A 26,578-nucleotide genomic window follows, 5' to 3' on the forward strand; every position below is an offset into this window, starting at 1 on the left:
GCGTGCGGCTGATAGTGCTGACCACGCTATCTTGTCGACGGTCAGCGCCCGTGATCCCATCCATCCCGTCGCTAAGGCGACCCAGCCTAGCATAAACCTCTGTGAACGCTGCGAAATACACGTGTTTGTGGACGGAAACTAGTCTAGGCTTTTTTGGGAGAGGCAGTTTTTACATGAAGCTCGATATCCGCACCGACTTCACCAAATTCCCGCGCGCCGTGGCCGTCCTGGCCGCAGGTGAAGCCGGAACCACCACGCCATACGACAGTGCGGTGCTTGCCCATGACGAGCGGCATCTGCGCCGTCGCGCCATCGAAACGGCCCGTAGCGACAAGGTGCTGGTCGACCTGCCCGAACCGGTGACGTTGAACCATGGCGACCGGCTGGTGCTGGAGGATGGCCGCCACATCGAGATCATCGCGGCCGAGGAGCCGCTCTACGACGTCCGGGCCAGCGACTCTGTCCATCTGGCCGAGCTAGCCTGGCACATCGGCAACCGCCATCTCGCAGCCGCCATCGAAGCTGGGCGCATCCTCATTCTGCGCGACCATGTCATCAAGGCGATGCTGGAGGGATTGGGCGCCACGGTGAGCGAAGTCTCCGAGCCGTTCAAGCCGCTGCGCGGCGCCTATTCCGGGCATGGCGGCCACGGCCATGCTCATGCCGAGGTGCATGCACACAGCCACGCCGAATCGCATTCCCATAGCCATAGCGAATCGCATTCCCACAGCCATTCGCATGACCATGACCATGACTGACCAGCCCTCCAACGTGGCCCAGCCTTCCAACGTTGCTTTGTTGCGGCTGATGGCGTGGCTGTCGCCGTCTTTTCCGGTCGGCGGTTTTTCCTACAGCCATGGCCTGGAACAAGCCGTGCATGCCGGGCTGGTTGCCGACGGCAAAGACCTCGCCGCGTGGTTGGAGACGCTGGTCGAGATGGGTTCCGGGTGGAACGATGCGGTGCTGTTTGCCGAAAGCTGGCGCAGGGCGCGAGAAGCCAGCGATCTCGATGAAATCGTTGCCCTTGCCGAAGCTCTGGCAGGCTCACGCGAGCGTCATACCGAGACCATGCTGCAGGGCGCCGCCTTCCTGAAGGCGGCCTCGGCTTGGCCATGCCAGGTGTTGGATCGCCTGCCGGTCGAATGTGCCTATTGCGTTGCCGTCGGTGCCGTCGCCGGCGGCCACGGTATTGCGCTGCGGGACGCCCTGGCGGCCTTTCTGCAGGCCTTCTTCTCCAATCTCGTCCAGGCTGCGATCCGGCTTGGCATCGTCGGACAGAGTGCCGCGATGACGCTGCTCGCCGGCTTCGAGCCGCTTGCCCTGGCTACCGCCGACCGCGCCGCCGGCTCGACAACAGACGACCTCGGCGGCTGCGCCTTCGTCTCGGATATCATGGCGATGAAGCACGAAATCCAGTACTCGCGGCTGTTCCGTTCATGATCGTCCTCGCTTTCGCGCTCTCGCTCGTCCTGCTGCTGATCACCGCGTTGCATGTCTATTGGGGCATTGGCGGCATCTGGCCGGGCAGGGACGCGGCTTCCTGCGCCCGTGCGGTCATCGGCTTTCGCGGCGTCGACGAGATGCCGGCACCCTTCGCCAGCTTCGCCGTCGCCGCATGTCTCGGCCTGGCGACACTGTGGCCGATGGCGCTCGAGGGCATCTTTGCCACGCCGTTTCCCAAGGCCGGGCTTGCCGCCACGTCACTGCTCATCGCACTGGTTTTCCTGGCGCGCGGCATTGCCGGCTTCACGCCCTGGTGGCGCCGGCTGACGCCCGAACAGCCTTTCTCGCGGCTCGATCTGCGTTACTATTCGCCGCTGTGCCTGCTGATCGGGCTTGGCTTCGCCATTCTTGCCTTCACGGAGTTCCCCGCATGATATCGCCCAACGGTCCACTTCGCATCGGCATTGGCGGTCCGGTCGGCTCGGGCAAGACGACGCTCACCGAAAAGCTCTGCAAGGCGCTGCGTGACGAGTTCTCGATCGCCGTCGTCACCAACGACATCTACACCAAGGAAGACGCCATGATGCTGGCCCGGCTGCAGGCACTGCCCGAGGATCGCATCGTCGGCGTCGAGACCGGCGGCTGTCCGCACACCGCCATCCGCGAGGACGCCTCGATCAATCTGCAGGCGATTGCCGAGATGACCAGGAAATTTCCGGACCTCGATATCGTCTTCATCGAATCGGGCGGCGACAACCTCGCCGCCACCTTCTCGCCGGACCTTGCCGATCTGACGCTTTATGTCATCTCGGTCTGTCAGGGCGAGGAGATACCGCGCAAGGGTGGGCCGGCGATCACCCGGTCCGATTTCCTGGTCATCAACAAGAGCGATCTTGCGCCCTATGTAAACGTCAATCTCGACATCATGGAACGCGACGCTGCCCGCATGCGCGGCAAACGGCCGTTCGGCTTCACCGACCTGTCGCGCGGCAAGGGACTGCAGGAAGTGATCGATTTCATCGTCGAACATGGCGGGCTCAGGGTCGGCACGGCCACCAGCACGGCGGCATAACGGCGCTCGCCTGCACCAAACGAAACCGGTTGCGCGTGTTCCAGCCGCGCGGCATCCTTGCTTCTTTCACGGAGGTTTACGATGAGCATCACGCGCCTGCAGAAGGAAGTGCTGACCAACCTGCCGTTCTATGAGGAGCGCGTCGATCTGGCTTGCGCCTTCCGCTGGACGGCGCGGCTCAACATGCATGAGGCGGTGGCCAATCATTTTTCGCTGGCGGTCAACGACGATGGCTCGCAATTCCTGATGAACCCTAACCAGGTGCATTTCTCGCGCATCAAGGCGAGCGACCTGCTTCTGATCGACGCCAATGATCCCGACACGCTGGTCGGCCCGAATGCGCCCGATCCGACGGCGTGGGGCCTGCATGGTGCTATCCATCGCAACGTGCGTCATGCGTGCTGCGTCATGCATGTCCACTCGATCCACGCCACCGTGCTTGCCTCGCTCGCCGACTCGACGCTGCCGCCGATCGACCAGAACTCGGCGATCTTCTTCAACCGCCATGTCGTCGACGCTCACTATGGCGGGCTGGCCTTCGAGGAAGAGGGCGAGCGCTGCTCGCAGCTTCTTGTCGACCCGAAGGTCAAGGTGATGGTGATGGGCAACCATGGCGTGCTGGTCATCGGCGACAGCGTCGCCGATACCTTCAACCGCATGTTCTATTTCGAGCGCGCCGCCGAAACCTATATCAAGGCGCTGTGGACCGGCCGGCCGCTGCGGGTACTGTCGGATGAGATCGCCGAAAAGGCGGCAAGGGAACAGGAAGACTATCCCGGCCAGGCCGAGCGCCACCTCTCCGAACTGAAGGCTATACTCGACGAGCAGGAGCCTGCCTACCGGAACTGAGCGCCCGTTAAAGCTTTAAAGTCCCAGTTCGGCCCGCAATTCGTCGGCGCTGTTGATGACAATCGCCCCCGGCGGCCCTTCCATCGGCGCCTCCGGCCAGAAGACCGTCTTCATTCCCGCCGCCAGCCCTGCCGTGGCGCCGGTCACGCTGTCGTCGACTGCCACGGCCTCGGCGGGATCGACGTCGGCCAGCCAGGCGGCGCGCAGGAAAGGTTCGGCATGCGGCTTGCCTTCGCGCACGTCGTTGCGGCTGATGGTCTTCATGCCGGGGTAGAAAAGGCCAACCGCGCGCAGATTGGCATCGACGATCAGCCTGTCCGAGTTGGACACCACCGCTTGCGGCACGCCAAGCGCGCGCAGCTCATTGAAAATCTCGATCGCGCCGGTGCGTGGCATCAGCGTTTCGGCCATCGGCAGATAGTGATCGTATTTGCGCACGATCCAGTCGTCGAAAGGCAGGTCGAGGCCGAACTCGTCGCGCAGCATTTCGTAGACCGGCCATGCGGCGATGCCGAGCACCCGCTCGTGCAAGTTGGCCGGCGGTGCGATGCCGACGCTGTGCAGCGCCGCAATCAGCGCTGCCTCGTGCAGCGGCTCGCTGTCGACCAGCGTGCCGTCCATGTCCCAGAAAACCGCTTTCGGCGTCATGCAAGGCTCCATTCTCAAAAAATCCCTTAAAGCGTTTAGCGCGGGAGATAAACCGCCGCGTCCCCGCTAATGCGTGTCGCGCAAAAGTGTGCAGCGGTTTTGCGATGACGACATGCATAAAAAAGAACCTAAAACGCGCCGCATGAGGCCGATCGAACGCGACGCGCTTTAGAACCAAGATTGGTGCGACCTCGACAGCCTTGCTGTTGCAACGAGACTGGGTCGACCCGTCCCTTCGCTCCAAACACCAGGTTTCAGCCCTAAGCAATTGCTCTTACAATAGGCAATTGCGCGCAAGTTCATTCCCTGCGAAACTATGGTGCTCCGCCTCTTGTGCTCGGCGGGGTTGGGAGGCACGAACTTGAATTCGCGGCAGGATAGCGGCGGCAACAGGCTGGACGACGCGGCGCGCGCCGGCTGGCTCTATTATGTCGCAGGCAACACCCAGGACCAGATCGCCGCTACGCTTGGCATCTCCCGGCAGACGGCGCAGCGGCTGGTGTCGCTCGCGGTCTCCGAAGGGCTGATCAAGGTGCGCGTCGACCATCCGATCGCCAATTGCCTCGACCTTGCGGCAAGGCTGAAATCGCGCTTTGCGCTTGATCTGGTCGAGGTGGTGCCGAGTGATCCCTCCTCCTCCTCCACCGTCATCGGCGTCGCCGAGGCAGCGGCGGCCGAGATCGAGCGGCGGCTGCGGTCGCCCACACCGATCGTCATGGCGATCGGCACCGGCCGCACGCTGAAGGCGGCGATCGAGCAGCTGCCGCCGATGGAATGCCCGCAGCACAAGGTGGTATCGCTGACCGGCAATATCTCGCCGGACGGCTCGGCCGCCTTCTACAACGTCATCTTCACCATGGCCGACAGGGTCAAGGCGCGCTCGTTTCCGATGCCTTTGCCGGTCATCGCCTCCTCGCCGGAGGAGCGCGAGATGCTGCTCAGCCAGCCGATGATCCAGCCGACGCTGGCGCTTGCGGCCGAGGCCGACGTCACCTTTGTCGGCATAGGCGATCTCGGCCCGAAGGCGCCGCTCTACGAGGACGGCTTCATTTCGGAGGGTGAATTGAAGGCGCTGCAGAAGGCCGGCGGTATCGCCGAGATCGTCGGCTGGGTATTCGATCGCGACGGCCGCATGATCGAGGGCATCACCAACGACCGGGTGTCGTCGGCGCCGCTGCCGTCGCGCGAAAAGTCGCTGGTGATCGCGCTTGCCATGGGCGACCGCAAGCTGCCGGGCATCTTCGCCGCCGTCAACCGGCGGCTGGTCAACGGCCTCATCACCGATGAGCGGACCGCCGCCGCCTTGCTGGCGGGTGCATGATCTCCGAGCCGCTGGCGGTCGGAAACGATCATGTGAAATTGAAACGCAGCTGAATCCCCGATAAAAAGAGCGACACTACTGGTGCCGGCCGCAAGGATCGTTGCCGTCGAGGAAGCCCATGTCGCGCTGCAGATGCGGCGGCAGTTCGCGGACGTCGAGGTAGGCGCGTTTGCGCGCCGTGTGTCTCGCCAATCCCCGCGCCAGCCGTGAAAACCAGCCATGGGCTGGAGCAAGAAGCAGCTTTTCCTGTATTGTGGTCATGATCGTCAGCCTTCACTATCTCTAGGCGTAATTGATCTTCAGCGCGGAATATCGGTAGGACCGGCCGGTGCCGCCAATCAAACGTCGATCACTGCCCATAAGGAGGGCTTATGCCGGAGCTCAATTCACGACAGCTGGTTTCGCAGCTTCCTCCGCTTCAGGCGATCCGGGTGTTCGAGGCGGTGGCGCGGCATCTCTCGTTCACCAAGGCCGCCCAGGAGCTTGGCATGACGCAGGCGGCCGCAAGCTATCAGATCAAGCTTCTGGAGGAGCGCGTTGGCGCGCCCTTGTTCCTGCGCCAGCCAAAACAGATCGTGCTGACCGAACCCGGCCAGCGCTTGGCGCCCGCGGTCAGCGAGGCATTCGCGCTGTTGAGCGGCGCCTATGCCGCCGCGCGCACCGGCGCCGACGGCGTGCTTTGCGTTTCGACGCTGCTGACCTTTGCCTCCAATTGGCTGGCGCAGCATCTCGGTTCGTTCCAGGTCGCGCATCCGTCGCTGGCGGTGCGCGTCGATACTTCGAACAGGGTTGTCGACTTTGCCAGAGAGGACATCGACATCGCCATCCGCTCCGGCGGCGGCAACTGGCCGGGCGTCGAGACCCATATGCTTTTCAGGGCCGATTTCACGCCCGTTCTTAGTCCAAAGCTCGCGGCAAGCATCGGCGGCGTCAAAGAGCCGGCCGACCTGCTGCGGCTGCCGATCCTCGACCCGGGCGACATCTGGTGGCGGGACTGGTTTGCCGCCGCCGGCCTGCCGGTCGCGGAGCTGGCCAAGCGCCCCGGCACCAGCATGGGCGCACAGGCCTATGAGGCCAATGCCGCGATTGCCGGCCACGGCGTGGCGATCGTTACCAAGGCGCTGTTCAAGACCGAACTTGCCGACGGCCGCCTGATCCAGCCCTTTGATCTGGTCGGTGACGACGGCCATGCCTATTGGCTGGTCTATCCGACCGCGCGGCGCAACGTGCCGAAGATCCGCGCCTTCCGCGATTGGATCCTGAGTGAGATCGCTTGCCAATAGGCTGGATCCCAGCAAACCCGATAGCAAAGCTCCTGGCCCAATTAGCCCGGCCGAATCCTTCGTCAGACATGCCGCAAACGTCCCAGGCTTGTCGCTGCACGAGACCGGCGTGCTGCGCTGCAGCAACGAATCCGTCTTGACATAATTCATCGCAAGTGAGTAATTGCTCACAGCCAAGGCAAATGCTCATCTTGGTATATGGGAGGAATTTTGATGAAACTTCGCACGTTCACCCTAGGCCTGTTCTCGGCCAGCGCGCTTGCTTTCGCCGCGCATGCCGAATCCATCACCATCGCCACGGTCAACAATGGCGACATGGTCCGCATGCAGAAGCTGACCGACGACTTCACCTCGAAGAATCCCGACATTCAGCTGCAGTGGGTCACGCTCGAGGAAAACGTCCTGCGCGAGCGCGTCACCACCGACATCGCCACCAAGGGTGGCCAGTACGACGTGATGACCATCGGCACCTACGAAGTGCCGATCTGGGCCAAGCAGAACTGGCTTTTGCCGCTCGACAAGCTCGGCGACGATTACGACGTCAAGGACATCATTCCGGCCATAGCCGGCGGCCTGTCGGTCGACGGCAAGCTCTACGCAGCGCCGTTCTACGGCGAAAGCTCCTTCGTCATGTACCGCAAGGATCTGATGGACAAGGCCGGACTCAAGATGCCCGACGCACCGACCTGGGACTTCATCAAGCAGGCCGCCGACAAGATGACCGACCGCGCCAACGGCGTGAACGGTGTCTGCCTGCGCGGCAAGGCAGGCTGGGGCGAGAACATGGCCTTCCTGACCGCCATGTCGAACTCGTTCGGCGCGCGCTGGTTCGACGAGAACTGGAAGCCGCAATTCGATCAGCCCGAATGGAAGAACACGCTGCAATTCTATGTCGACCTGATGAAGGCCGACGGCCCCGAGGGTGCGTCGTCCAACGGCTTCAACGAAAACCTGGCGTTATTCCAGCAGGGCAAATGCGGCATGTGGATCGACGCCACCGTCGCTGCCTCCTTCGTTTCCGACCCGAAGAACTCCACCGTCGCCGACAAGGTCGGCTATGCGCTGGCACCGGACAATGGCCTCGGCAAGCGCGGCAATTGGCTGTGGGCCTGGTCGCTGGCCATCCCCGCTGGCACCCAGAAGGCCGACGCCGCACAAAAGTTCGTGTCCTGGGCAACCAGCAAGCACTATGCCGAGCTCGTCGCCTCGAAGGAAGGTTGGGCCAACGTACCGCCGGGAACGCGCTCCTCGCTCTATGCCAATCCCGAGTACCAGAAGGCAGCGCCTTTCGCCAAGATGACGCTGGACTCGATCAACTCCGCCGATCCGACGCACCCGACCGTCAAGCCGGTGCCTTATGTCGGCGTCCAGTTCGTCGCCATTCCTGAGTTCCAGGGTCTCGGCACCACTGTCGGCCAGCTCTTCTCGGCGGCACTTGCCGGCCAGTCGAGCGTCGACGATGCCTTGAAGCAGGCGCAGGACGCGGCCACCGCGACGATGACCGAGGGCGGTTACATCAAGTAAGCTCCTCCCGGTGCCGGCCGCGTATCATGGCCGGCAACGGCCGCCCGAATCCCAGTTCGGGCGGCCAGCTTTACACCGCTGAAAAACTTGGCTGACCTCGAAGGGTGACCGTCATGGCTACTCAGCAGACCCGTTCGCTTGCCCGCTTCATGATGGCGCCATCCGTGGTGCTGCTGCTGGTTTGGATGATTGTGCCGCTGGCATTCACGCTGTGGTTCTCCTTCCAGCAGTACAATCCGCTCAATCCGATGCGCGACGGCTTCGTCGGCTTTTCGAACTACGCGCTGTTCTATTCCAACCCGGCATTCCTGCAGTCGATCCTCAACACGCTTACCATCGTGGTCAGTGTGCTCTTGATCACCGTCATCGGCGGCATCGCGCTGGCGCTGCTGATCGATCAGCCGATGTGGGGGCAGGGCATCGTCCGCATTCTCGTCATCTCGCCGTTCTTCGTCATGCCGCCGGTGGCGGCACTCGTCTGGAAGAACATGATCATGCATCCGCAATACGGCGTCTTTGCCGACATTGCGCGCTTCTTCGGCGGGCAGCCGATCGACTGGTTCGGACAGCATCCACTCACGGCGGTCATCATCATCGTTGCCTGGCAATGGCTGCCGTTTGCGACGCTGATCCTTTTGACGTCGCTTCAGTCGCTCGACGGCGAGCAGAAGGAAGCCGCCGAGATGGACGGCGCCGGCTTTGTCAGCCGCTTCATCTATTTGACGCTGCCGCACATGTCGCGCGCCATCACCGTCGTCATCCTGATTCAGACGATCTTCCTGTTGTCGGTCTATGCCGAGATCCTCGTCACCACCAATGGCGGCCCGGGTTATGCCTCCACCAACCTGCCCTTCCTCGTCTACCAGAAGGCACTGCTGGAGTTCAAAATCGGCCAGGCGTCAGCCGGCGGTGTCATCGCCGTCATTCTTGCCAACATCGTTGCCTTCTTCGCCATGCGCGCCGTCGGCAAGAACCTGGACAAATAAGGGAGGAAATGATGGCCCGTGCAGTCACCACCCGGCACAAGACGATCGCGACCGCGGCCGCCTGGATTGTCGCTCTGCTGATCTTCTTCCCGATCCTCTACACGATCATCACCTCGTTCAAGTCGGAGCAGGAGGCCATCCAGGGCTTCAACCTAGTGCCGTCGGGGACAATGGAGAGCTATTCCGAAGTCCAGGCACAGAACGGCTATTTCAAGTTCTTCCTGAACTCGGTGTTCCTGTCGGTCGGCTCGACCATCCTGGCTTTGCTCGTCGCCATACCGGCGGCATGGTCGATGGCGTTTTCGCCAGGCAAATGGACCAAGGACATCCTGATGTGGATGCTTTCCACCAAGATGATGCCGGCGGTTGCCGTGCTGTTCCCGATCTATCTGATCTTCCGCGACACCGGACTGCTCGACAGTCGCATCGGCCTGATGATCATGCTGATGCTGATCAACCTGCCGATCGTGGTCTGGATGCTCTACACCTATTTCCGCGAGATCCCGGGCGAGATCCTGGAAGCGGCGCGCATGGACGGCGCGTCGCTCTGGAACGAGATCATCTATGTGCTGACGCCGATGGCGGTGCCAGGCATCGCCTCGACCATGCTGCTCAACATCATCCTGGCCTGGAACGAGGCGTTCTGGACGATCCGGCTGACCACCACCGAGGCAGCGCCGCTCACCGCCTTCATCAGCTCTTTCTCCAGCCCGCAGGGGCTGTTCTGGGCCAAGCTTTCGGCCGCCTCGACGCTGGCGATCGCGCCGATCCTGATCATGGGCTGGTTCAGCCAGAAGCAGCTGGTACGCGGCCTAACGTTCGGGGCGGTGAAGTAACGGAAACTGCCTGACAGAAAACGACGAAATAGCCCTTCGGGGGAGGAAAACATGGGAAACATCACGCTCAAGAACGTCTCCAAATCCTTCGGGGCGACGTCCATCATTCCCGGCCTCGACCTGGTCATCGAGAACGGCGAGTTCGTCGTCTTCGTCGGCCCGTCAGGCTGCGGCAAGTCAACGCTGCTGCGTCTGATCGCCGGCCTGGAGGACACCAGCGGCGGCACCATCAATATCGATGGCCGCGACGTCACCGGTGAGGCGCCGGCCAAGCGCAAGCTGGCCATGGTGTTCCAGTCCTACGCGCTCTACCCGCACATGACGGTGGCCAAGAACATCGCTTTCCCGTTGAAGATGGCGGGCGAGGACAAAGCCACCATCGACAAGAAGGTGAAGGACGCCGCGCGGATCCTGAACCTCACGAACTATCTCGATCGCCGTCCCGGCCAGCTCTCAGGCGGCCAGCGGCAGCGCGTCGCCATCGGCCGCGCCATTGTGCGCCAGCCATCGGCCTTCCTGTTCGACGAGCCTTTGTCCAATCTCGATGCGGCGCTGCGCGGCACCATGCGGCTGGAGATCAGCGAGCTGCACCACCAACTCAAGACAACCATGGTCTACGTCACCCACGACCAGATCGAGGCGATGACCATGGCCGACAAGATCGTGGTGCTCAATGCCGGCAATATCGAGCAGGTCGGCTCGCCGATGGAGCTCTACAAGACGCCCAAGAACCTGTTCGTCGCCGGTTTTATCGGTTCGCCGAAGATGAACCTGATTGAAGGCGCGCCGGCCGCCAAATATGGCGCCAGGACAGTCGGCATCCGTCCGGAACATATGAACATTTCGAAGACGTCAGGCGACTGGAAGGCGACGGTCGGCGTTGCCGAGCATCTCGGCTCCGACACGTTCCTGCACGTCCAGGCGGATGGTGTCGGGCAGCTGACGGTACGCGCCGACGGCGAATTGCCCGTCCATCACGGCGACACGATCTACCTGACGCCGGACAAGACCAAGCTGCATCGTTTCGGCGCCGACGGCAAGGCGATGCTGCAATGAGGCTCGGAGGTAAATCGGCGCTGATTACCGGATCGGCGCGCGGCATCGGCAGGGCATTTGCCGAAGCCTATATGCGCGAAGGGGCGACGGTTGCGATTGGCGACATCAATCTCGAAGCCGCCGAGAAGACGGCTTCGGAAATCGGCCGCAATGCCTACGCGGTGAAGCTGGACGTCACTGATCTCGCGTCTATCGATGCGGCCGTCAAGGCGGTCGAAGCCAGGGCCGGCGGCCTCGATATCTTGATCAACAACGCTGCCCTGTTCGACCTGGCGCCGATCGTCGAGATCAGCAAGACAAGCTACGACAAATTGTTCTCGGTCAACGTCGCCGGCACGCTGTTTACGCTGCAGGCCGCCGCCCGTTCGATGATTGCCCGCGGCAAGGGCGGCAAGATCATCAATATGGCAAGCCAGGCCGGGCGCCGCGGCGAGGCGCTGGTCGCCGTCTACTGCGCCACCAAGGCGGCGGTCATCTCGCTCACCCAGTCGGCAGGGCTCGACCTGATCAAGCACCGCATCAACGTCAATGCCATCGCCCCGGGTGTCGTCGACGGCGAGCATTGGGACCATGTCGATGCCTTGTTCGCCAAGTTCGAGAACCGGCCGAAGGGCGAAAAAAAGAGACTGGTCGGCGAAGCCGTGCCTTATGGCCGCATGGGCACGGCGCAAGACCTCACCGGCATGGCGGTGTTCCTGGCCAGCGACGAGGCCGAATATATCGTTGCCCAGACCTATAATGTCGATGGCGGCCAGTGGATGAGTTGAGGGGGCGAAGGCGCTCTTCTCCCCGTCTCCTCCACGGGGGGAAGAGCCGTCCCGCTAAAGGGTAAAAACAGATGACCGTGAAACTCTCTTCTTCCATCCTCGCCAAGCTGCCGCCCAAGGTCGCCGGCCCGAAATACGATCGCGCCGCGCTCAAGGCCGGCATCGTGCATTTCGGCGTCGGCAATTTCCATCGCTCGCACCAGGCCGTCTATCTCGACGACCTGTTCAATTCCGGCGTCGGCCACGACTGGGCCATTGTCGGCGCCGGCGTCTTCGAGGGCGAGAAGGTCGGCCGCGGCAAGCTGCAGGAGCAGGACTGGCTGACCACCGTGGTCGAGCAGGACAGCGGCCATATGAGTGCGCGCGTCACCGGCGTCATGATCGATTTCCTAATGCCTGGCGACGCGATCGCAATCGTCGAGCAGCTTGCCGATCCGGCGATCAAGATCGTTTCCCTGACCATCACCGAGGGCGGCTATTTCATCGATCCGGCTTCCGGCGTCTTCAATCCGACGCATCCCGACATCGTTGCCGACGCTGAGCCGGGGGCGACGCCGAAGACCGTCTTCGGCCTCATCCTCGCCGGGCTGCTGCGCCGCCGCGCCGACGGCATCGTGCCTTTCACAGTCATGTCCTGCGACAACATCCCCCATAACGGCCATGTCACCTCCGATGGCGTCATCGGGCTGGCGCGGCTGATCGACGAGAATCTGGCAAACTGGGTGAGCGAAAACGTCGCCTTTCCCAATGGCATGGTCGACCGCATCACGCCGGCGACCACCGACCGCGAGCGCGGCATTCTCTCCAGTGAATTCGGCCTCGACGACAATTGGCCGGTGTTTTGCGAGCCGTTCAAGCAATGGGTGCTGGAGGACCGTTTCACCGACGGAAGGCCGCCGCTGGAACAGGTCGGCGTGCAGTTCGTCAGCGATGTCGCACCTTATGAGCTGATGAAGATCCGCATCCTCAATGGCGGTCATGCGACCATCGCCTATCCGGCCGGGCTGATGGACATCCATTTCGTCCATGAGGCGATGCAGGAGCCGCTGGTACGCGGCTTCCTCGACAAGCTCGAGCATGACGAAATCATCCCGACCGTACCGCCGGTGCCGGACACCGTGCTGGAGGACTATTACCAGCTTATCGAGCACCGATTCTCCAACCCGAAGATCGGCGACACTATACGCCGGCTCTGCCTCGACGGCTCCAACCGCCAGCCGAAATTCATCATTCCGACCATCGCCGACCGGCTGAAGGCCGGCAAGAGCGTCGTCGGCCTGGCGCTGGAATCGGCGCTCTGGTGTCGTTACTGCTTCGGCACGACGGATTCCGGTGCCGTCACCGAGCCCAACGACCCGAACTGGGGCCGGCTGCAGGCCACCGCCAAGGCGGCCAGGGACCTGCCTGCCGCCTGGCTTGCCATGGAGGACATCTATGGCGATGTCGGCCGCTCGCCGCCGTTCGCCGAAGCGTTCGCCCATGCGCTCAAATCGCTGTGGGCGGACGGCGCGCGCGCGACACTGACGCGCTATCTCGCCGGCGACCTCTGAAGCCGATCCAGCGCGATGGCGCCTGAACTGGTCATTTTCGACTGTGACGGCGTGCTGGTGGATAGCGAGATGCTGTCCGTCGCGGCGTTGCTGGAGATGATCGCGCTTGCCGGCGGCAACGTCAGCGAGGACATTGCCTACGAGCACTTCCTCGGTAAGAGCATGAAGAGCGTCCGCGAAATCCTCGCAAGCGACTTCGGGCTCGATCTCACCGACCAGCATCTGATCGAGATGCGCTCCGAACTGATGCGCAAGTTCCGCCAGGAGCTGAAACCGATGCCAGGCATCGCACAAGTCCTGCCGAAGCTCGGCGTGCCGTGCTGCGTCGCCTCCTCCGGCACGCTGGAGCGCATCCGCTATGCGCTCCAGGTTACGGGATTGCTTGGGCTGCTGGAGCCGCATCTGTTCAGCGCCGCCATGGTGGCACGGGGCAAACCGGCGCCCGATCTCTTTCTCCATGCAGCAGATAAAATGGGAGCGGCCCCGCGAAACTGCCTTGTCGTCGAGGACAGCCCGGCCGGCATCGAAGCGGCGCGGGCGGCCGGCATGCGCGTCCTCGCCTTCACCGGCGGCTCGCACACCGGCAACCCGGCATTGAAAGCGCGACTTGCGTCGAGTGAGCCGGACTTTATATTCGCTGACATGCTGCAATTGCCCGATCTGATTGCAGGCCTGGGAGCGAGAGCAAGAACACCTTGACCAACAGTTTCGTTTGCGCGGTCGATGTCGGCACCGGAAGCGCCCGTGCCGGCATTCTCGACACCGGTGGCGCCTTGCTCGGCCGCGCCGAGCACCCGATCGCCATGCAACAGCCGAAGGCCGACCATGCCGAGCACGATTCGCAGGATATCTGGTCGGCGGTGTGCATTGCCGTCCGCGCTGCCCGCGAAAAGGCGGACGTGAAGGCTGAGGATATCGTCGGCATCTCCTTTGACGCCACCTGCTCGCTGGTGGTGCGAGACCGGCATGGCGGCCAGCTCAGCGTGTCCGTCACTGGTGAAAGGCGCTGGGACACCATTGTCTGGCTCGACCATCGCGCCATTGCCGAGGCCGATGAATGCACCGAAAGCGGCCACGCCGTGCTCGACTATATCGGCGGCGTCATGTCGCCGGAAATGGAGACGCCGAAGCTGATGTGGCTGAAGCGCAACCTACCCGGAACATGGAACGAAGCCGGCTACCTATTCGACCTCACCGACTTCCTGAGCTGGAAGGCAACCGGCTCGCTCGCCCGTTCGCAATGCACGCTGACCGCCAAATGGACCTATCTGGCCCATGAAGAGACCGGCTGGCGGCGCGACTTCTTCGAAGCGGTCGGGCTCGGCGACCTTTTCGAGCACGGCAATCTGCCGGAAAAGGCAAGCCCGGTCGGCGCCGATATCGGGCCGCTCAGCGCGCAAGCCGCGGCGGAGCTTGGCCTCACCGAGAAATGCCGGGTCGGCGCCGGCGTCATCGATGCCTATGCCGGCGCGCTTGGCGTGCTCGGCGGCTTCGCCGGTGACGCGAAGGACATCGGCCGCCATCTGGCCCTGATCGCCGGCACGTCGAGTTGCGTCATGGCGATGTCGCCCGACCCGCAGCCTTTCGCCGGTGTCTGGGGGCCGTATTACGGCGCCGCCCTTCCCGGTCTGTGGCTGTCGGAAGGCGGCCAGTCGGCCACCGGCGCGCTGCTCGATCACATCATCCGCTGGCACGGCGCCGGCGGCGAACCGGATGCCGCCATGCATGCCAGGATCGCCCGCCGCGTCGCCGAGCTGCGCGCCGCCGAGGGTGGCAACCTCGCCGCCAGGCTTCACGTACTGCCCGATTTCCACGGCAACCGCTCGCCGCTCGCCGACCCGCATGCCGTCGGCGTCATCAGCGGGCTGACGCTGGATGCCTCCTTCGACAGCCTGTGCAAGCTCTACTGGCGCAGCGCCGTCAGCATCGCGCTTGGCGTCCGCCACGTGCTGGAAGCGCTGAACGAAAACGGCTATCTGATCGATACGCTGCACGTTACCGGCGGCCACACCAAGAACCCGCTGTTGATGGAGCTCTATGCCGACGCCACCGGCTGCACGGTGGTCGAGCCGCTGGCGGACGAGGCGGTGCTGCTCGGCACCGGCATGATTGCCGCCACCGCTGCCCGGCTTTTTCCCGATTTGAACGCTGCCTGCGTCGGGATGCAGCAAGGCGGCAAGACACGAGAGCCCAATCCGGCTGCTGCCGGCCGGTTCGACCGCGACTATCGCGTGTTTCGAGAGATGCATCGGCAAAGGCAGGCGCTGGACGCGATCCGATAGACCGGGATCGGCAGCTATCTCTGGTTCCAGCGCCGGACTACCGGTTCGTCAAAATCGTGCTCGTAGCCGAGCACGCTCACGCCGGCGGTATCCAGCACGAAAAGCGCGCCACCTTGCGGCGGCAGGCCGAGCCAGCGTGCGGCCAGCACCCGCAGGAAATGCGAGCTTGAGAAGATCAGGACATTGCTGCCGGCCTCGTGCAACTGGCTGACGATCCGGTCCGCCCTCGAGCCGACATCCGCGGCCGACTCGCCCCTCGGGCAGCCGTCGCGAAAAAGCCGCCAGACGGGACGCTCGGCGAGGATTTGCTTGGTGGTCAATCCCTCATAGGCACCATAATCCCACTCCGCCAGATCGTCCTTCTTCACGCCGGACGAGCCGAAGCCGGCCAGCGCACAGGTGTTGAAGGCGCGCTGCGACGGGCTCGACCACACCGCCGAGAAGGACAGGCCCTTTAGACGCTCAGTGACCCGCCTCGCCGCGTCCTCGCCGGCCGGCGTCAGCGGTATGTCGGTCCGGCCGGTATGTTTTCCGGACGCACTCCATTCCGTCTCGCCATGCCGAACCAGATAGATTTCGGGAAACGCGCTCATCAGGGTGCCTTTCAAATGGATCTACCGTGACCATAGCGGCTTCCATAGCCTCTCCAATAGCCTGCGTTGAGCAGACTGGCTTAACCCTTCCGCAAGTCAGCCTCTTGCCACCGGTGCTCATTTGATAGACAAACCCGTCCTAATGCGGAATCCGGCCGAACTTGGCCATTTTCCGCGCTGAGACGCGGCTTCCGGCTTTTGCCGACGTGCCGCAATCGGATAGGCGGAAAACTAGAATGTCTGCGATCGAAGCCGACGCTCGCGCGCCGGAAAACCTTTGGCGTCGGGAAATCAGGGCGATGCTGGCGCTCGCCTGGCCGATGGTGCTGACCAATCTCGGCCAGACCGCGATGACCGCTACCGACGTCATGATGATGGGGCGGCTGGGGCCGGACACGCTGGCCAGCGGCGCGCTTGGTGCCAACCTCTATTTCATGCCGCTGATCTTCGGGCTCGGCCTGATGCTGGCGACCTCGCCGATGATGGCGACCGAGCTCGGCCGTCGCCGCCACTCGGTGCGCGACCTGCGCCGCACCGTGCGCCAGGGCCTGTGGCTGTCGATCCTCATCTGCATTCCGATCTGGGTCCTTCTCTGGCATGGCGAGAGCGTGTTGCTGGCCATGGGTCAGGAGCCGGCGCTGGCGCACCAGGCCGGCGTCTATCTGCGCTGGCTCGAATGGGCGGTGCTGCCCTTTTTCGGCTACATCGTCCTGCGCTCGTTCATTTCGGCGCTGGAGCGGCCGGGCTGGGCGCTGATCATCGTCTTCGTTGCCGTCGCCTGCAACGCCTTCTTCAACTGGCTGTTCATGTTCGGCAATCTCGGCATCCCGTCGATGGGCATTGCCGGCTCCGGCCTTGCCACCACACTGTCCAGCACACTCATGTTCGCCGGCATGGCGGCGGTGGTGATGCTTGAGAAGAAATTCCGGCGCTATCGTCTGTTCGGACGCTTCTGGCGCGCCGATTGGCCGCGCTTCAAGGGCCTGCTGCGGCTCGGCCTGCCGATCGCCGGCCTCCTGGCCTTCGAGGTGACGATCTTCAACGCGGCGGCCTTTCTCATGGGCCTGATAGATGCGGCTTCGCTTGCCGCCCATGCGATCGCCATCCAGATCGCCTCGATCACCTTCATGGTGCCGCTCGGCCTCAACCAGGCGGTGACGGTGCGTGTCGGGCTTGCCCACGGCGCCGGCAATCCGGAAGGTGTCAGCCGGGCTGGCTGGACCGCCTATGTCGTCGGTGTCTCCTTCATGGCGCTGATGGGGCTGGTGATGATCCTGTGGCCGCATCTCTTGATCGGTGCCTTCATCGATCTGGGCAATCCGGCTAATGCCGAGGTGGTGGCGCTTGCCGTGTCGTTCCTCGCCTTTGCCGCGCTGTTCCAGGTTTTTGACGGCGCGCAGGCGGTCGCCAGCGGCATGCTGCGCGGCCTGCACGACACCAAGGTGCCGATGATCTATGCCGCGATCGGCTATTGGGGCATCGGCCTGCCGCTCGGCGTGCTGCTGGCCTTCCGGTTCGGCTTCAATGGCATCGGCATCTGGATTGGCCTGTCGTCGGGCCTAGCGGTGGTCGCCGCGCTCTTGCTGGCGCGCTGGCTGCGGCGGGACAGGATCGCGCCGCCGCTGGTATTCGAGCGTTGAGGCAAAGCGGCTGCCGGTTCGTCTGGTGGTCGTCGTGTCCTGCCATTGTGGCAGATTAACCGACGTCTACAGACCGGCTCACGAAACGTCCGATATGTGCCATGAGCGGACGCTTAGACTAGCACCGAGGCAATGGACGTCTCACTAGGGCAGTGAGCGGCCTGGCGGGTTTCGGCCGGGATTGCGATAAGCCGCCGTTCTTAATCGGCGGCGGTGTTGGCTCTTACAGCGTTCCCGCATCGGCCCGTCGAACGAGTTCGTCGACCACCAGACGGACCCTCGGGAGCATGGTACGGGTGGTTGGCTAGACCGCGTTCAGTGGCGATTGCACCTGGTATTGATCTGGCAGCGCTACGGCCAGTTCACGCCGATCGATGTAAGCCTGGACAAGTGACTGCGGCATTTGACATAGGCCGAAACCGGCAACGGCCATTTCGATGACCACCTCGCCGTCGCTTGCTTGGTGAGTTGCCGGCGGGTCAAAAGACTGGACACGACCTTCCTCATCGAGAAAGCGCCAGGAAACTGGTCGGCCAGGCCGGCTTCCTAGAATACAGGCATGGTGGTGAAGGTCACTCTGGCTCACCGGCGTGCCAGACGCTTCCAAATAACTGGGCGCCGCACAAAGGAGAAGGCGTTGTGATCCGAGCGGCCGGGCAGCGATGTCGGTTCGATCCGGTAGCTCACCGAACCGAAGGCACAGGTCTACCCCTTCCTCAACAGGATCGATGATCCGATCCGAAAAGCTGGCGGCCAAGCGCAGATCCGGGTGTGCCGTGAGGATGTCCAGCAGGATCGGCATGGCGATCCGACGGCCAAATGCCGCCGGTAAGTCCACACGCAGCACACCCCGCACCGTGCTTGCCCTCGAGCGCGCAACCTCCTCCGCTGACCGTAGCTGATCAAGGGCGGCCTCGGCTTGCTCGAGGTACGCCGCGCCCTCGGGTGTTAACGACAGTCGACGTGTGGTCCGATGCAGCAGCTTGACGCCAAGCCGACTTTCCAGTTGTGTCACCGATTTAGCGACCGCTGACTTGGTGATGCCGAACCGAGCAGCCGCCGCAGTGAACGATCCGGATTTCACCACGCTGATGAAGACTTCAACGCCAGCAAAGGTGTTCGTGGGAGCCATCTGACGCGCCTCAATTGACAACCTCAAATCTACGATCTGACGACCTGCAGCGCAATTGTCTCCGAAACGCTGCGCGGCCATATGTGCTCTCTGTCCAAGGAGTTGCAGATGTCCCGTTTGTTCGACCCGTTGAGGATTGGTGCGATTGAGCTGCCGAACCGCATCATCATGGCCCCACTCACCCGCAAGCGCGCTGGCGTCGATCGCGTGCCGAATGCCATGATGGCAGAATACTATCGGCAACGGGCCGGCGCGGGCGTGATCCTGAGCGAAGCGACCTCGGTGTCCCCACAAGGCGTCGGTTACTGGGGGACGCCCGGTATTTGGAACAATGCCCAGGTCGAAGGCTGGCGGCACGTCACCCGGGAGGTTCACGAAGCCGGTGGCCGCATACTCCTGCAGCTCTGGCATGTTGGCCGCATATCCGACCCCGAACTCCTCGAAGACAGGCTTCCGGTGGCACCGAGCGCAATCGCCGCGGCTGGTCACGTCTCGGCATTACGACCCAAGCGGCCGCATCCTGTTCCACGTGCTTTGGAAACAGAGGAAATCCCCGGCATCGTCGATGACTTTCGACAGGGCGCCGAGCGTGCGAAGGCGGCTGGTTTTGATGGGATCGAGTTGCACGCCGCCAATGGCTATCTCGTTGACCAGTTCCTGCAGGACAAGACCAACAAGCGCACCGATCGCTATGGCGGCTCGGTCGAGAACCGCGCCAGGTTCCTCCTCGAGATCGTGGATACAGTGATAGAGGTGTGGGGTGCTGATCGTGTCGGCGTGCATCTCCGACCTCGGGGCGAGGAGCATGATATGGGAGACAGCAATCCCAAGGCGATCTTCGGCTATGTTGCCGACGAACTTGCCAAGCGGAAGATTGCCTTCATCTTCGTCCGCGAGATCGAGGCCGAAGACAGCCTGCTCGGTGAGATCAAGAGACGGTTCGGCGGCCCGGTCATCGCCAACGAGCTTATGACGAAGAAAGACGGGGAGCGGTTTATCGACACCGGCATTGCTGACGCCCTGGCATTTGGTCGAGACTACATAGCTACTCCCGATCTCGCCGAGCGTCTTTGGCAGGGCCTGCCTCTGAACACACCGAACAAGGACACGTTCTACGGCGAAGGCCCTGAGGGTTACACTGACTATCCGAGGCTCTCGCCGATACCTTGAGAGGAGGTCCGCTTAAATTGGTCTCAGCACTGAAAGCGGCTGGGCAGCTTCCCATCAAAGTCCGATCTTGCGACACAGTAAGACCGTCGAGTGAAGCGGTCATCTGTTCGCCGCGGATGACCGCTCCAGCGTCACATTTCAGTTCGTTCTGCCAGGAGCAGCGCGTCTTCGAATGGGATCGACAGCCGACAGATTACCAAACTTCTCGGCCAGAGGCACAAAGCAGTCATGCGCGCCTTCACCTGGGAGAGCCTGCTCGGGGTCAAAAGTTGACGAAGGCTAGCGTCGTCAAATGACCCAAACAACATGCGCCCCCTCAGCGGGCAGCCGCCCGCTGTTCGAGCGAACGTGCGTATTGCGTCAGCGGAAAGCACATGACGAAGAAGATCAGCGCTACCAGCCCGTAGACTTTGAACGGTTCGAAGGTCGCATTGTTGATCGCGTTGGATGTCCTCACCAGCTCCTCGAAACCGATGATCGAGGTCAGCGCGGTCGACTTGATCAACTGCACCAGAAAGCCGACGGTCGGCGCGCGGGTGATCGAAAACGCCTGCGGCAGGACGATCAGCCTGAGCTCCTGCAGATAGTGCAGGCCGAGGCTGGCACCGGCGTCCCACTGGCCGCGCGGCAGTGCGTCGACGCCGCCGCGCCAGATCTCGGCGAGATAGGCGCTGGCAAAGAAGGTCAGGCCAAGCACCGCCGCGGTCCACGGCTCGATGCGCAGGCCCAGCATCGGCAGGCCGAAGAACATCAGGAACAGCTGCATCAGCAGCGGCGTGCCCTGGAAAAGCGCGATGTAGCCGGAGGCAAGCCGCCGCGCCCATTTATTCTTGGCGATCCGGAAGAACAGCACGATCATGCCGACCACGGCCCCGCCGACAAAGGCGGCCAACGACAAGAGCACCGTCCAGCGCGCCGCCAGCAGCAGGTTGCGCAGAATGTCCCAGAAGGTGAATTCGATCATGACACGCCGGCTCCGAGAAGCCGGCGCCCGCCGCCGACCAGCAGCCGGCGCAGCCCAATCGACAGGACGAGATAGACCATCGTCACCACGAAATAGGTCTCGAAAGCCCGGAACGTGCGCGCCTGCAGCATGTCGGCTTCATAGGTCAGCTCGCGCACCGCGATCTGCGACACCACGGCGGATTCCAGCATCATGATGACGATCTGGCTGGTCAGCGCCGGATGGATCACCTTGAGCGCCTGCGGCAGCACGATCTTGATGAAGACCTGACGCGGCCTGAGGCCAAGCGCCAGTGCCGCTTCCGTCTGCCCGGGCGGCACCGCGTCGAGCCCGGCGCCAACGATCTCGATCGTGTAGGCGGCCATGTTGAGTGTCATCGCCAGCATGGCTGCCAGCACCGGATCGAGCCTGACGCCGATGCTGGGCAGCCCGAAGAAGATGAAGAACAGCTGCACCAGGAACGGCGTGTTGCGGATCACCTCGACATAGACGCCGATCGCCCGCTTGAGCAGCAGCGGACCGTTCCGCTGCCCTGCCGCGCCGAGGATGCTGAGCAACGTTCCCGCCAGCGTGGTCACGGCGATCAACAGGATCGTCGTGGCCGCACCGCGCGCGATCGCCCCTGTCGCCCCGGCAAGCCAGCCGAAGTCGAGGCTATAGGTCACTGGCCGTCAATCCTTGAGATTGGCGGGATCGAGCGGTGTCTTCAGCCAGGCCTTCGAGCTTTCGTCCAGTTTGCCGTCGGCCAGCATCTTGGCAACCGCATCGTTGATCGCTTGCTTCAGGCGGTCTTCCTTCTTGTTGAGGCCGATATGCGAGGGCGAGGTGAGAAGCTGGAATTTCTGCTCCGGCTTCAGCGCCTCCTGGCGGGCGAGCACCTGGGCGCCGACATCGTTGCCGACGACCATCAGTTGAGTCTGGCCCGAGATGAACGCCTGGATGACGGAATTGTAATTGTCGAAACGGCGGATGTCGGCCGAGGCCGGTGCCGCCTCGGTCAGCGAGGTGTCTTCCAGCGTGCCGCGATTGACGGCGATCGACTTGTCGGCGAGGTCTTCCTTGCCTTTGACCGCAAGTGCTGCCGGGCCGATGACGGCGATGTAGTAAGGCGCGTAGGCGGCGGCGAAATCGATCACCTGCTCACGCTCCTTGGAGTAGCCGACGCTCATCAGCAGGTCGACGCGCTTGTCGGTCAGATACGGAATGCGGTTCTGGCCGGTCACGCTGACCAGATTGAGCTTGACCTTGAGCTGGTCGGCGATGGACTGCGCCACGTCGATGTCGTAGCCCTTGATACTCATATCGGCGCTGGCCGAGGAGAAAGGCGGGAAGTCGGAAAAGATGCCGACATTGATCGCGCCGGCCTTGGCGATCTCGTCGATCGCGTCGGCATTGGCGGCCTGGGTGGTGAAACCAAGACCGGTCGCGCCGAGCATCAGCACGGCGGCGATAGATGATTTGAGTTTCATGTGAAGTGTCATTGTCATTTCCCCTGCTGGAAGCTTGTTTGTTTGAGTGCAACCGCCGGCTCCAGCGCGGCGGTCGCCTTTGGATTCTCTAGTGGACCATGATGGCGAAAACCGGTTCCGACTTTTCGGGATCATGGTCGAACGCGTCAGCCCGCCTTAGTGATTGCCGGGCTGAAGACCATCAGGCTGAGGATCTCGAACAGCACCTGCGCGCCGGCGTGCGCCGTGTTGGTGGTTGCGTCGTACTGCGGTGCCACCTCGACGACGTCGCCGCCGACGATGTTGAGGCCTTTCAGGCCGCGCAGCAGCTCGAGCACTTCGCGCGTCGTCAGCCCGCCGACTTCCGGTGTGCCGGTGCCCGGCGCGAAGGCCGGATCGACGCTGTCTATATCGAAGGAGACATAGGTCGGGCCGTCGCCGACTATCCTGCGCGCCTTCTCGATGATGGCGGGAATGCCGAGGCCGGTCACCTCTTCGGCATGCACCACGGTCATACCGGACTCATAGGTGAACTCCCAAAGGTACTCGGCCGAGCCGCGAATGCCGATCTGGATGGTGCGGCTCGGGTCGAGCACGCCGTCCAGCACCGCGTTGCGGAACGGCCCGCCATGGTGGAACTTGGTCATGTCGAACAGGCCGCTGGTATCGCAGTGCGCGTCGATATGGATCATGCCCACCGGCGCTTGTCTGCCGACAGCCTTCAGGATCGGGTGGCTGATCGAATGGTCGCCGCCGACGGACAAGGGCAGGACGCCGGCGTCGACGATCTGGTTGGTGCGGCGTTCGATGTCGTCATGGCTGGTCTCCAGCCGGTAGCGGCTCTGGAACGGCACGTCGCCGATGTCTGCGACCTTCAGCTCATGCGTTGGCGCGCATTCCAGCACATGGTTGTAGGGGCCGATGCGCTCGATGGCGCGCAGCGCCCTCGGCCCGAAGCGGGCGCCCGGCCGGTTGGTGACGCCCAGATCCATCGGCACACCGATCATCGCCACCTGAAGATCGCCGAAATCCGGATTGTCGGCGGCGATTTCACGATAGGGCGCCGCGAGGAAGGTCGGGATGCCGGAATAAGGCGCCAGCCGCGTGCCGCTCTTGGAGAAGATCTTGTCGGCGACACGCTGGAATTTCGGGTCGAACATTTCGCCGCCATGGCTCTCGCCGTATTTGCGGCGCAACGCTTCGAGCTTGCCGCGGTCGTAACCCATGTCGGTCCTCCATGGCTGGTGAGGCGCGCGGACGGCGGCCTCGATAGCCGCAGCCGTCGGCTGCCTGCAGCTTTCACGTCTTGATGCAAATGCCTGGGCAAAGTGTCCTGTAGCTGCATTGAAAAATCAATTGATATTGTTAGGGTGTTTGTTGTGAGAAAATCTCACAGAGTTCAGGTTCCAATGGCCAAGCGATTGCCACCGCTCAACCCGCTGCGCGCCTTCGAGGCGACGGCGCGCCATGCCTCACTGACCAAGGCGGCGGCTGAGCTCAACGTCACCCACGGCGCCATCAGTCATCAGATCAAGGCCCTCGAGCAATCATTGGGCGTCAAGCTGTTCGAGCGTGCCGGCCAGCGGGTGAAGCTGACGCCGCACGGCGCCGAATTGCTGCCGGCGGTGTCGACCGCCTTCGATGGCATTGCCGCCGCCACCCAGCGCATGACGAGGCCGGCCAGCACCGGCGCGCTGTCGGTATCCTGCGTGCCGGCGCTGCTGTTGCTGTGGATGATCCCGCGGCTGGGCAGCTTCACTTCACAATATCCGGATATCCGGCTGACACTGATCCCATCCAATGATGCCAAGGACGTCCGCGCACCGCATATCGATGTCTGCGTGCACTATGGTGACGGCAGCTGGACCGATTGCTGGATGCGCAAATGGTCGGGTCTCGAACTTTTCCCGGTGGTCAGCCCGACGCTGATCAACAACCGCCCGATCCGCACCGTCCGCGACCTCGCCGATCACGTCTTCCTGCATGGCGACGACGGCCGCGAATGGCACACCTGGCTGGCCGCCGCCGACGCGCTGGACCTGGAGCGCGGCCGCCGTCACCACCTTGGCGACGCGCGCATGGCGACCGAGGCCGCTGTCCACGGCCATGGCGTGGCGCTCGGCGATACAGTGACGGCAAGCGGACTGCTCGCCAGGGGCCTGCTTGTCGCGCCGTTCAGCCTTTCCGTGCCGGCGGTCGACGATTTCTACGTCGTCTGCCGCAATGAGATGAGGTCGGCGCCGATCGTGCAATTGTTCATCGACTGGCTGTTTGCCGAGAAAGAGCAGGCCGACCGCCGCGCCGATGCGCCGGTGGCGGGCCGCATCGGCACTCGTCGCAAGCGTCCGGCGCTCAAGGTGGTCGGCGCCAAGACCGCATCCTGAGGTCGATACTGCGGTGGGCGCCGCTTGCCGCAGGGGCTTCTTTTTGTCGGGCCAGTCCGCAAAGCGGGAGGCGCTTTCAAAAATTCGATGCTAAGAGGCATTTGGAGCATTCCAGGAAAAGTGCGCAGCGGTTTTCCGTCCGGAATTGCGCTAGGCAAAAGCTAGAGCGAGCAGCGAAGGCGGTATTGAGAGATGGCAAAGACCGATATAGCGCGGCGCGTCTACAACCACACCTGGAAGCTCGACCCGATCGTCCGCAGCTTGCTCGACACCGATTTCTACAAGCTTCTGATGCTGCAGATGATCTGGGGCATGTATCCCAAGGTCGACGCCACCTTCTCGCTGATCAACCGCACCACCTCGGTCCGCCTTGCCGAGGAGATCGATGAGACGGAGCTGCGCGAGCAGCTCGACCATGCCCGTACCTTGCGTTTCTCGAAGAAAGAGATGATCTGGCTCGGCGGCAACACCTTCTATGGCCGCAAGCAGATATTCGAACCGGAATTCCTCGCCTGGCTGGAAAATTTCCGGCTGCCCGAATACGAGCTTTCCAAGCGCGACGGCCAATACGAACTCGCCTTCAGCGGTCCGTGGATGTACACGACGCTGTGGGAGATCCCGGCGCTGGCAATTATCAATGAACTTCGATCTCGCGCGGCCATGCGGGCGTTCGGGCCGTTCGCGCTCGACGTGCTCTATGCCCGCGCCAAGGCCAAGATGTGGGCCAAGACCGAGCGGCTGAAGGCGCTGCCCGGCATCCGCATCTCGGATTTCGGCACCCGCCGCCGTCATTCGTTCCTGTGGCAGCGCTGGTGCGTCGAAGCGTTGAAGGAAGGCATCGGCGAGGCCTTCACCGGCACTTCCAATGTGCTGCTCGCCATGGACAACGATCTCGAGGCGCTCGGCACCAACGCGCATGAACTGCCGATGGTGTTCGCCGCGCTCACTAATTCGGAAAAGGAATTGAAACAGTCGCCCTACAACGTGCTGCAGGACTGGCAGCGCTACTACGGCGGCAATTTGCTGATCGTACTGCCGGACACCTTCGGCACCGCGGCTTTCCTGCGCGATGCGCCGGACTGGGTCGCCGACTGGACCGGCTTCCGCCCCGACAGCGCGCCGCCGATCGAGGGCGGCGAGAAGATCATTTCCTGGTGGCGCGAAAAGGGCAAGGACCCCAAGCAGAAGCTGCTCATCTTTTCCGACGGGCTTGAGGTCGAGACCATCGAGGAAACCTACCGCCACTTCCGCGGCAAGGTGCGCATGTCCTTCGGCTGGGGCACCAACCTGACCAACGATTTCGAGGGCTGCGCGCCGACCGAGACCAACCGGCTAGACGCCATCTCGCTGGTCTGCAAGGTCACCGAAGCCAACGGCAGGCCGGCGGTCAAGCTTTCCGACAATCCGGCCAAGTCGACAGGCGACGAGAAAGAGATCGAGCGCTATCTGCGCATCTTCGGCCAGAAGGACCGCGTCGAGCAGTTGGTCAAGGTGTGAGGGTGTGGGGAACTCTTGCGTAGTATGAGTTCCTTCGCGCCCCCCTCTGTCCTGCCGGACATCTCCCCCACTTGGGGGTGTTTGGACCGGGGACATCGCGAACAGGTGTGCGAGGACATCGCGAACAGTTTGG

Annotated in this window: 27 protein-coding genes; 19 read left to right on the forward strand and 8 right to left on the reverse strand. The window is 63.0% G+C overall.

The genetic code is table 11. From position 1 onward, the window contains the following. Positions 1 to 173 precede the first annotated feature (173 nt). The 5 genes from NKI19_RS31205 to NKI19_RS31225 all read left to right on the forward strand — a co-directional run bounded on the left by NKI19_RS31205 (position 174) and on the right by NKI19_RS31225 (position 3,364). On the forward strand, positions 174 to 758 hold the full coding sequence (locus NKI19_RS31205; protein WP_352492192.1) for an urease accessory protein UreE: 585 nt from the start codon (positions 174 to 176) through the stop codon (positions 756 to 758). Next, positions 739 to 1,440, forward strand: coding sequence for an urease accessory protein UreF (locus NKI19_RS31210; RefSeq protein WP_502899366.1), 702 nt, complete (start codon positions 739 to 741; stop codon positions 1,438 to 1,440). Before NKI19_RS31205 ends, NKI19_RS31210 begins: the two co-directional genes overlap by 20 nt. Beyond that, the gene (locus NKI19_RS31215; RefSeq protein ID WP_352492194.1) at positions 1,437 to 1,877 is read left to right on the forward strand and encodes a DUF3995 domain-containing protein; all 441 of its coding nucleotides are present in this window, start codon (positions 1,437 to 1,439) and stop codon (positions 1,875 to 1,877) included. The genes NKI19_RS31210 and NKI19_RS31215 overlap by 4 nt, the downstream gene beginning before the upstream one ends. Beyond that, on the forward strand, positions 1,874 to 2,515 hold the full coding sequence (gene ureG / locus NKI19_RS31220; RefSeq protein WP_352492195.1) for an urease accessory protein UreG: 642 nt from the start codon (positions 1,874 to 1,876) through the stop codon (positions 2,513 to 2,515). Before NKI19_RS31215 ends, ureG begins: the two co-directional genes overlap by 4 nt. An 81-nt stretch (positions 2,516 to 2,596) precedes the next feature. Continuing rightward, on the forward strand, positions 2,597 to 3,364 hold the full coding sequence (locus tag NKI19_RS31225) for a class II aldolase and adducin N-terminal domain-containing protein (RefSeq protein WP_352492196.1): 768 nt from the start codon (positions 2,597 to 2,599) through the stop codon (positions 3,362 to 3,364). A 15-nt stretch (positions 3,365 to 3,379) separates the two neighbouring features. On the opposite strand, the gene NKI19_RS31230 is transcribed toward NKI19_RS31225, so the two are convergent. Continuing rightward, positions 3,380 to 4,012, reverse strand: a complete 633-nt coding sequence (locus NKI19_RS31230; protein ID WP_352492197.1) for an HAD family hydrolase — start codon at positions 4,010 to 4,012, stop codon at positions 3,380 to 3,382. Positions 4,013 to 4,373: 361 nt separating this feature from the next. Here NKI19_RS31230 and NKI19_RS31235 point away from each other — a divergent pair, with 361 nt between their 5' ends. Further along, the gene (locus NKI19_RS31235; RefSeq protein ID WP_352567511.1) at positions 4,374 to 5,333 is read left to right on the forward strand and encodes a sugar-binding transcriptional regulator; all 960 of its coding nucleotides are present in this window, start codon (positions 4,374 to 4,376) and stop codon (positions 5,331 to 5,333) included. 75 nt (positions 5,334 to 5,408) lie between these two features. Here the strand turns inward: NKI19_RS31235 and NKI19_RS31240 are convergent, their stop codons facing one another. Next, positions 5,409 to 5,594, reverse strand: a complete 186-nt coding sequence (locus tag NKI19_RS31240; RefSeq protein WP_352567510.1) for a hypothetical protein — start codon at positions 5,592 to 5,594, stop codon at positions 5,409 to 5,411. 110 nt (positions 5,595 to 5,704) lie between these two features. Here NKI19_RS31240 and gcvA (NKI19_RS31245) point away from each other — a divergent pair, with 110 nt between their 5' ends. From gcvA (NKI19_RS31245) to NKI19_RS31285, 9 genes are all read left to right on the forward strand, one after another. Further along, positions 5,705 to 6,616, forward strand: a complete 912-nt coding sequence (gene gcvA, locus NKI19_RS31245; protein ID WP_352567509.1) for a transcriptional regulator GcvA — start codon at positions 5,705 to 5,707, stop codon at positions 6,614 to 6,616. A gap of 213 nt (positions 6,617 to 6,829) precedes the next feature. Then, positions 6,830 to 8,140: an ABC transporter substrate-binding protein gene (locus tag NKI19_RS31250; protein ID WP_352567508.1), complete on the forward strand. Its 1,311-nt coding sequence runs from the start codon at positions 6,830 to 6,832 to the stop codon at positions 8,138 to 8,140. Positions 8,141 to 8,253: 113 nt separating this feature from the next. Beyond that, entirely contained in the window at positions 8,254 to 9,126 is an 873-nt protein-coding gene (locus NKI19_RS31255) for a carbohydrate ABC transporter permease (RefSeq protein ID WP_352567507.1), read from the forward strand. Positions 9,127 to 9,137: 11 nt separating this feature from the next. Beyond that, positions 9,138 to 9,962 carry a carbohydrate ABC transporter permease gene (locus NKI19_RS31260; RefSeq protein WP_352567506.1) on the forward strand — a complete coding sequence of 275 codons (825 nt, stop codon included), beginning with the start codon at positions 9,138 to 9,140 and terminating at the stop codon, positions 9,960 to 9,962. A gap of 51 nt (positions 9,963 to 10,013) precedes the next feature. Then, entirely contained in the window at positions 10,014 to 11,018 is a 1,005-nt protein-coding gene (locus NKI19_RS31265; RefSeq protein ID WP_352567505.1) for an ABC transporter ATP-binding protein, read from the forward strand. Further along, the gene (locus NKI19_RS31270; RefSeq protein ID WP_352567504.1) at positions 11,015 to 11,785 is read left to right on the forward strand and encodes an L-iditol 2-dehydrogenase; all 771 of its coding nucleotides are present in this window, start codon (positions 11,015 to 11,017) and stop codon (positions 11,783 to 11,785) included. Before NKI19_RS31265 ends, NKI19_RS31270 begins: the two co-directional genes overlap by 4 nt. Before the next feature lie 71 nt (positions 11,786 to 11,856). Then, on the forward strand, positions 11,857 to 13,335 hold the full coding sequence (locus NKI19_RS31275; protein ID WP_352567503.1) for a mannitol dehydrogenase family protein: 1,479 nt from the start codon (positions 11,857 to 11,859) through the stop codon (positions 13,333 to 13,335). A 15-nt stretch (positions 13,336 to 13,350) separates the two neighbouring features. Beyond that, positions 13,351 to 14,034 (forward strand): HAD family hydrolase, encoded by a 684-nt coding sequence (locus NKI19_RS31280; RefSeq protein ID WP_352493426.1) that lies wholly within the window; start codon positions 13,351 to 13,353, stop codon positions 14,032 to 14,034. Continuing rightward, positions 14,031 to 15,617, forward strand: coding sequence for an FGGY-family carbohydrate kinase (locus NKI19_RS31285; protein WP_352493427.1), 1,587 nt, complete (start codon positions 14,031 to 14,033; stop codon positions 15,615 to 15,617). Before NKI19_RS31280 ends, NKI19_RS31285 begins: the two co-directional genes overlap by 4 nt. A gap of 14 nt (positions 15,618 to 15,631) precedes the next feature. Here the strand turns inward: NKI19_RS31285 and NKI19_RS31290 are convergent, their stop codons facing one another. Continuing rightward, positions 15,632 to 16,213 carry a histidine phosphatase family protein gene (locus tag NKI19_RS31290; RefSeq protein WP_352493435.1) on the reverse strand — a complete coding sequence of 194 codons (582 nt, stop codon included), beginning with the start codon at positions 16,211 to 16,213 and terminating at the stop codon, positions 15,632 to 15,634. Between the two features lie 233 nt (positions 16,214 to 16,446). On the opposite strand from NKI19_RS31290, the gene NKI19_RS31295 reads away from it, so the two are divergent. Continuing rightward, complete coding sequence (locus tag NKI19_RS31295; protein ID WP_352493428.1) at positions 16,447 to 17,850, forward strand: MATE family efflux transporter; 1,404 nt, start codon at positions 16,447 to 16,449, stop codon at positions 17,848 to 17,850. Between the two features lie 304 nt (positions 17,851 to 18,154). Here the strand turns inward: NKI19_RS31295 and NKI19_RS31300 are convergent, their stop codons facing one another. Further along, complete coding sequence (locus NKI19_RS31300; RefSeq protein ID WP_352567502.1) at positions 18,155 to 19,063, reverse strand: LysR family transcriptional regulator; 909 nt, start codon at positions 19,061 to 19,063, stop codon at positions 18,155 to 18,157. Positions 19,064 to 19,090: 27 nt separating this feature from the next. Between NKI19_RS31300 and NKI19_RS31305 the strand changes: the two genes are divergently transcribed. Next, a complete protein-coding gene (locus NKI19_RS31305) occupies positions 19,091 to 20,152 on the forward strand; it encodes an alkene reductase (RefSeq protein ID WP_352493430.1) in 1,062 nt (353 codons plus the stop codon). 316 nt (positions 20,153 to 20,468) lie between these two features. Here NKI19_RS31305 and NKI19_RS31310 read toward each other — a convergent pair whose 3' ends face one another. The 4 genes from NKI19_RS31310 to speB form a co-directional block, all read right to left on the reverse strand. Continuing rightward, the gene (locus tag NKI19_RS31310; RefSeq protein ID WP_352493431.1) at positions 20,469 to 21,116 is read right to left on the reverse strand and encodes an amino acid ABC transporter permease; all 648 of its coding nucleotides are present in this window, start codon (positions 21,114 to 21,116) and stop codon (positions 20,469 to 20,471) included. Continuing rightward, complete coding sequence (locus NKI19_RS31315; RefSeq protein WP_352493432.1) at positions 21,113 to 21,781, reverse strand: amino acid ABC transporter permease; 669 nt, start codon at positions 21,779 to 21,781, stop codon at positions 21,113 to 21,115. Before NKI19_RS31315 ends, NKI19_RS31310 begins: the two co-directional genes overlap by 4 nt. Positions 21,782 to 21,787: 6 nt before the next feature. Then, the gene (locus NKI19_RS31320; RefSeq protein ID WP_352493433.1) at positions 21,788 to 22,597 is read right to left on the reverse strand and encodes a transporter substrate-binding domain-containing protein; all 810 of its coding nucleotides are present in this window, start codon (positions 22,595 to 22,597) and stop codon (positions 21,788 to 21,790) included. Positions 22,598 to 22,731: 134 nt separating this feature from the next. Continuing rightward, a complete protein-coding gene (gene speB, locus NKI19_RS31325) occupies positions 22,732 to 23,790 on the reverse strand; it encodes an agmatinase (RefSeq protein WP_352567501.1) in 1,059 nt (352 codons plus the stop codon). Positions 23,791 to 23,973: 183 nt separating this feature from the next. Here speB and gcvA (NKI19_RS31330) point away from each other — a divergent pair, with 183 nt between their 5' ends. Together gcvA (NKI19_RS31330) and pncB are read left to right on the forward strand one after the other, a co-directional pair. Beyond that, positions 23,974 to 24,948 (forward strand): transcriptional regulator GcvA, encoded by a 975-nt coding sequence (gene gcvA, locus NKI19_RS31330; protein ID WP_352467794.1) that lies wholly within the window; start codon positions 23,974 to 23,976, stop codon positions 24,946 to 24,948. A 192-nt stretch (positions 24,949 to 25,140) separates the two neighbouring features. Then, positions 25,141 to 26,445 (forward strand): nicotinate phosphoribosyltransferase, encoded by a 1,305-nt coding sequence (gene pncB, locus NKI19_RS31335; protein WP_254815847.1) that lies wholly within the window; start codon positions 25,141 to 25,143, stop codon positions 26,443 to 26,445. Positions 26,446 to 26,578: the final 133 nt, after the last annotated feature.

Origin of the sequence: Mesorhizobium sp. M0751 (genome assembly GCF_040320265.1) — a bacterium.
Classification (GTDB): Bacteria; Pseudomonadota; Alphaproteobacteria; order Rhizobiales; family Rhizobiaceae; genus Mesorhizobium.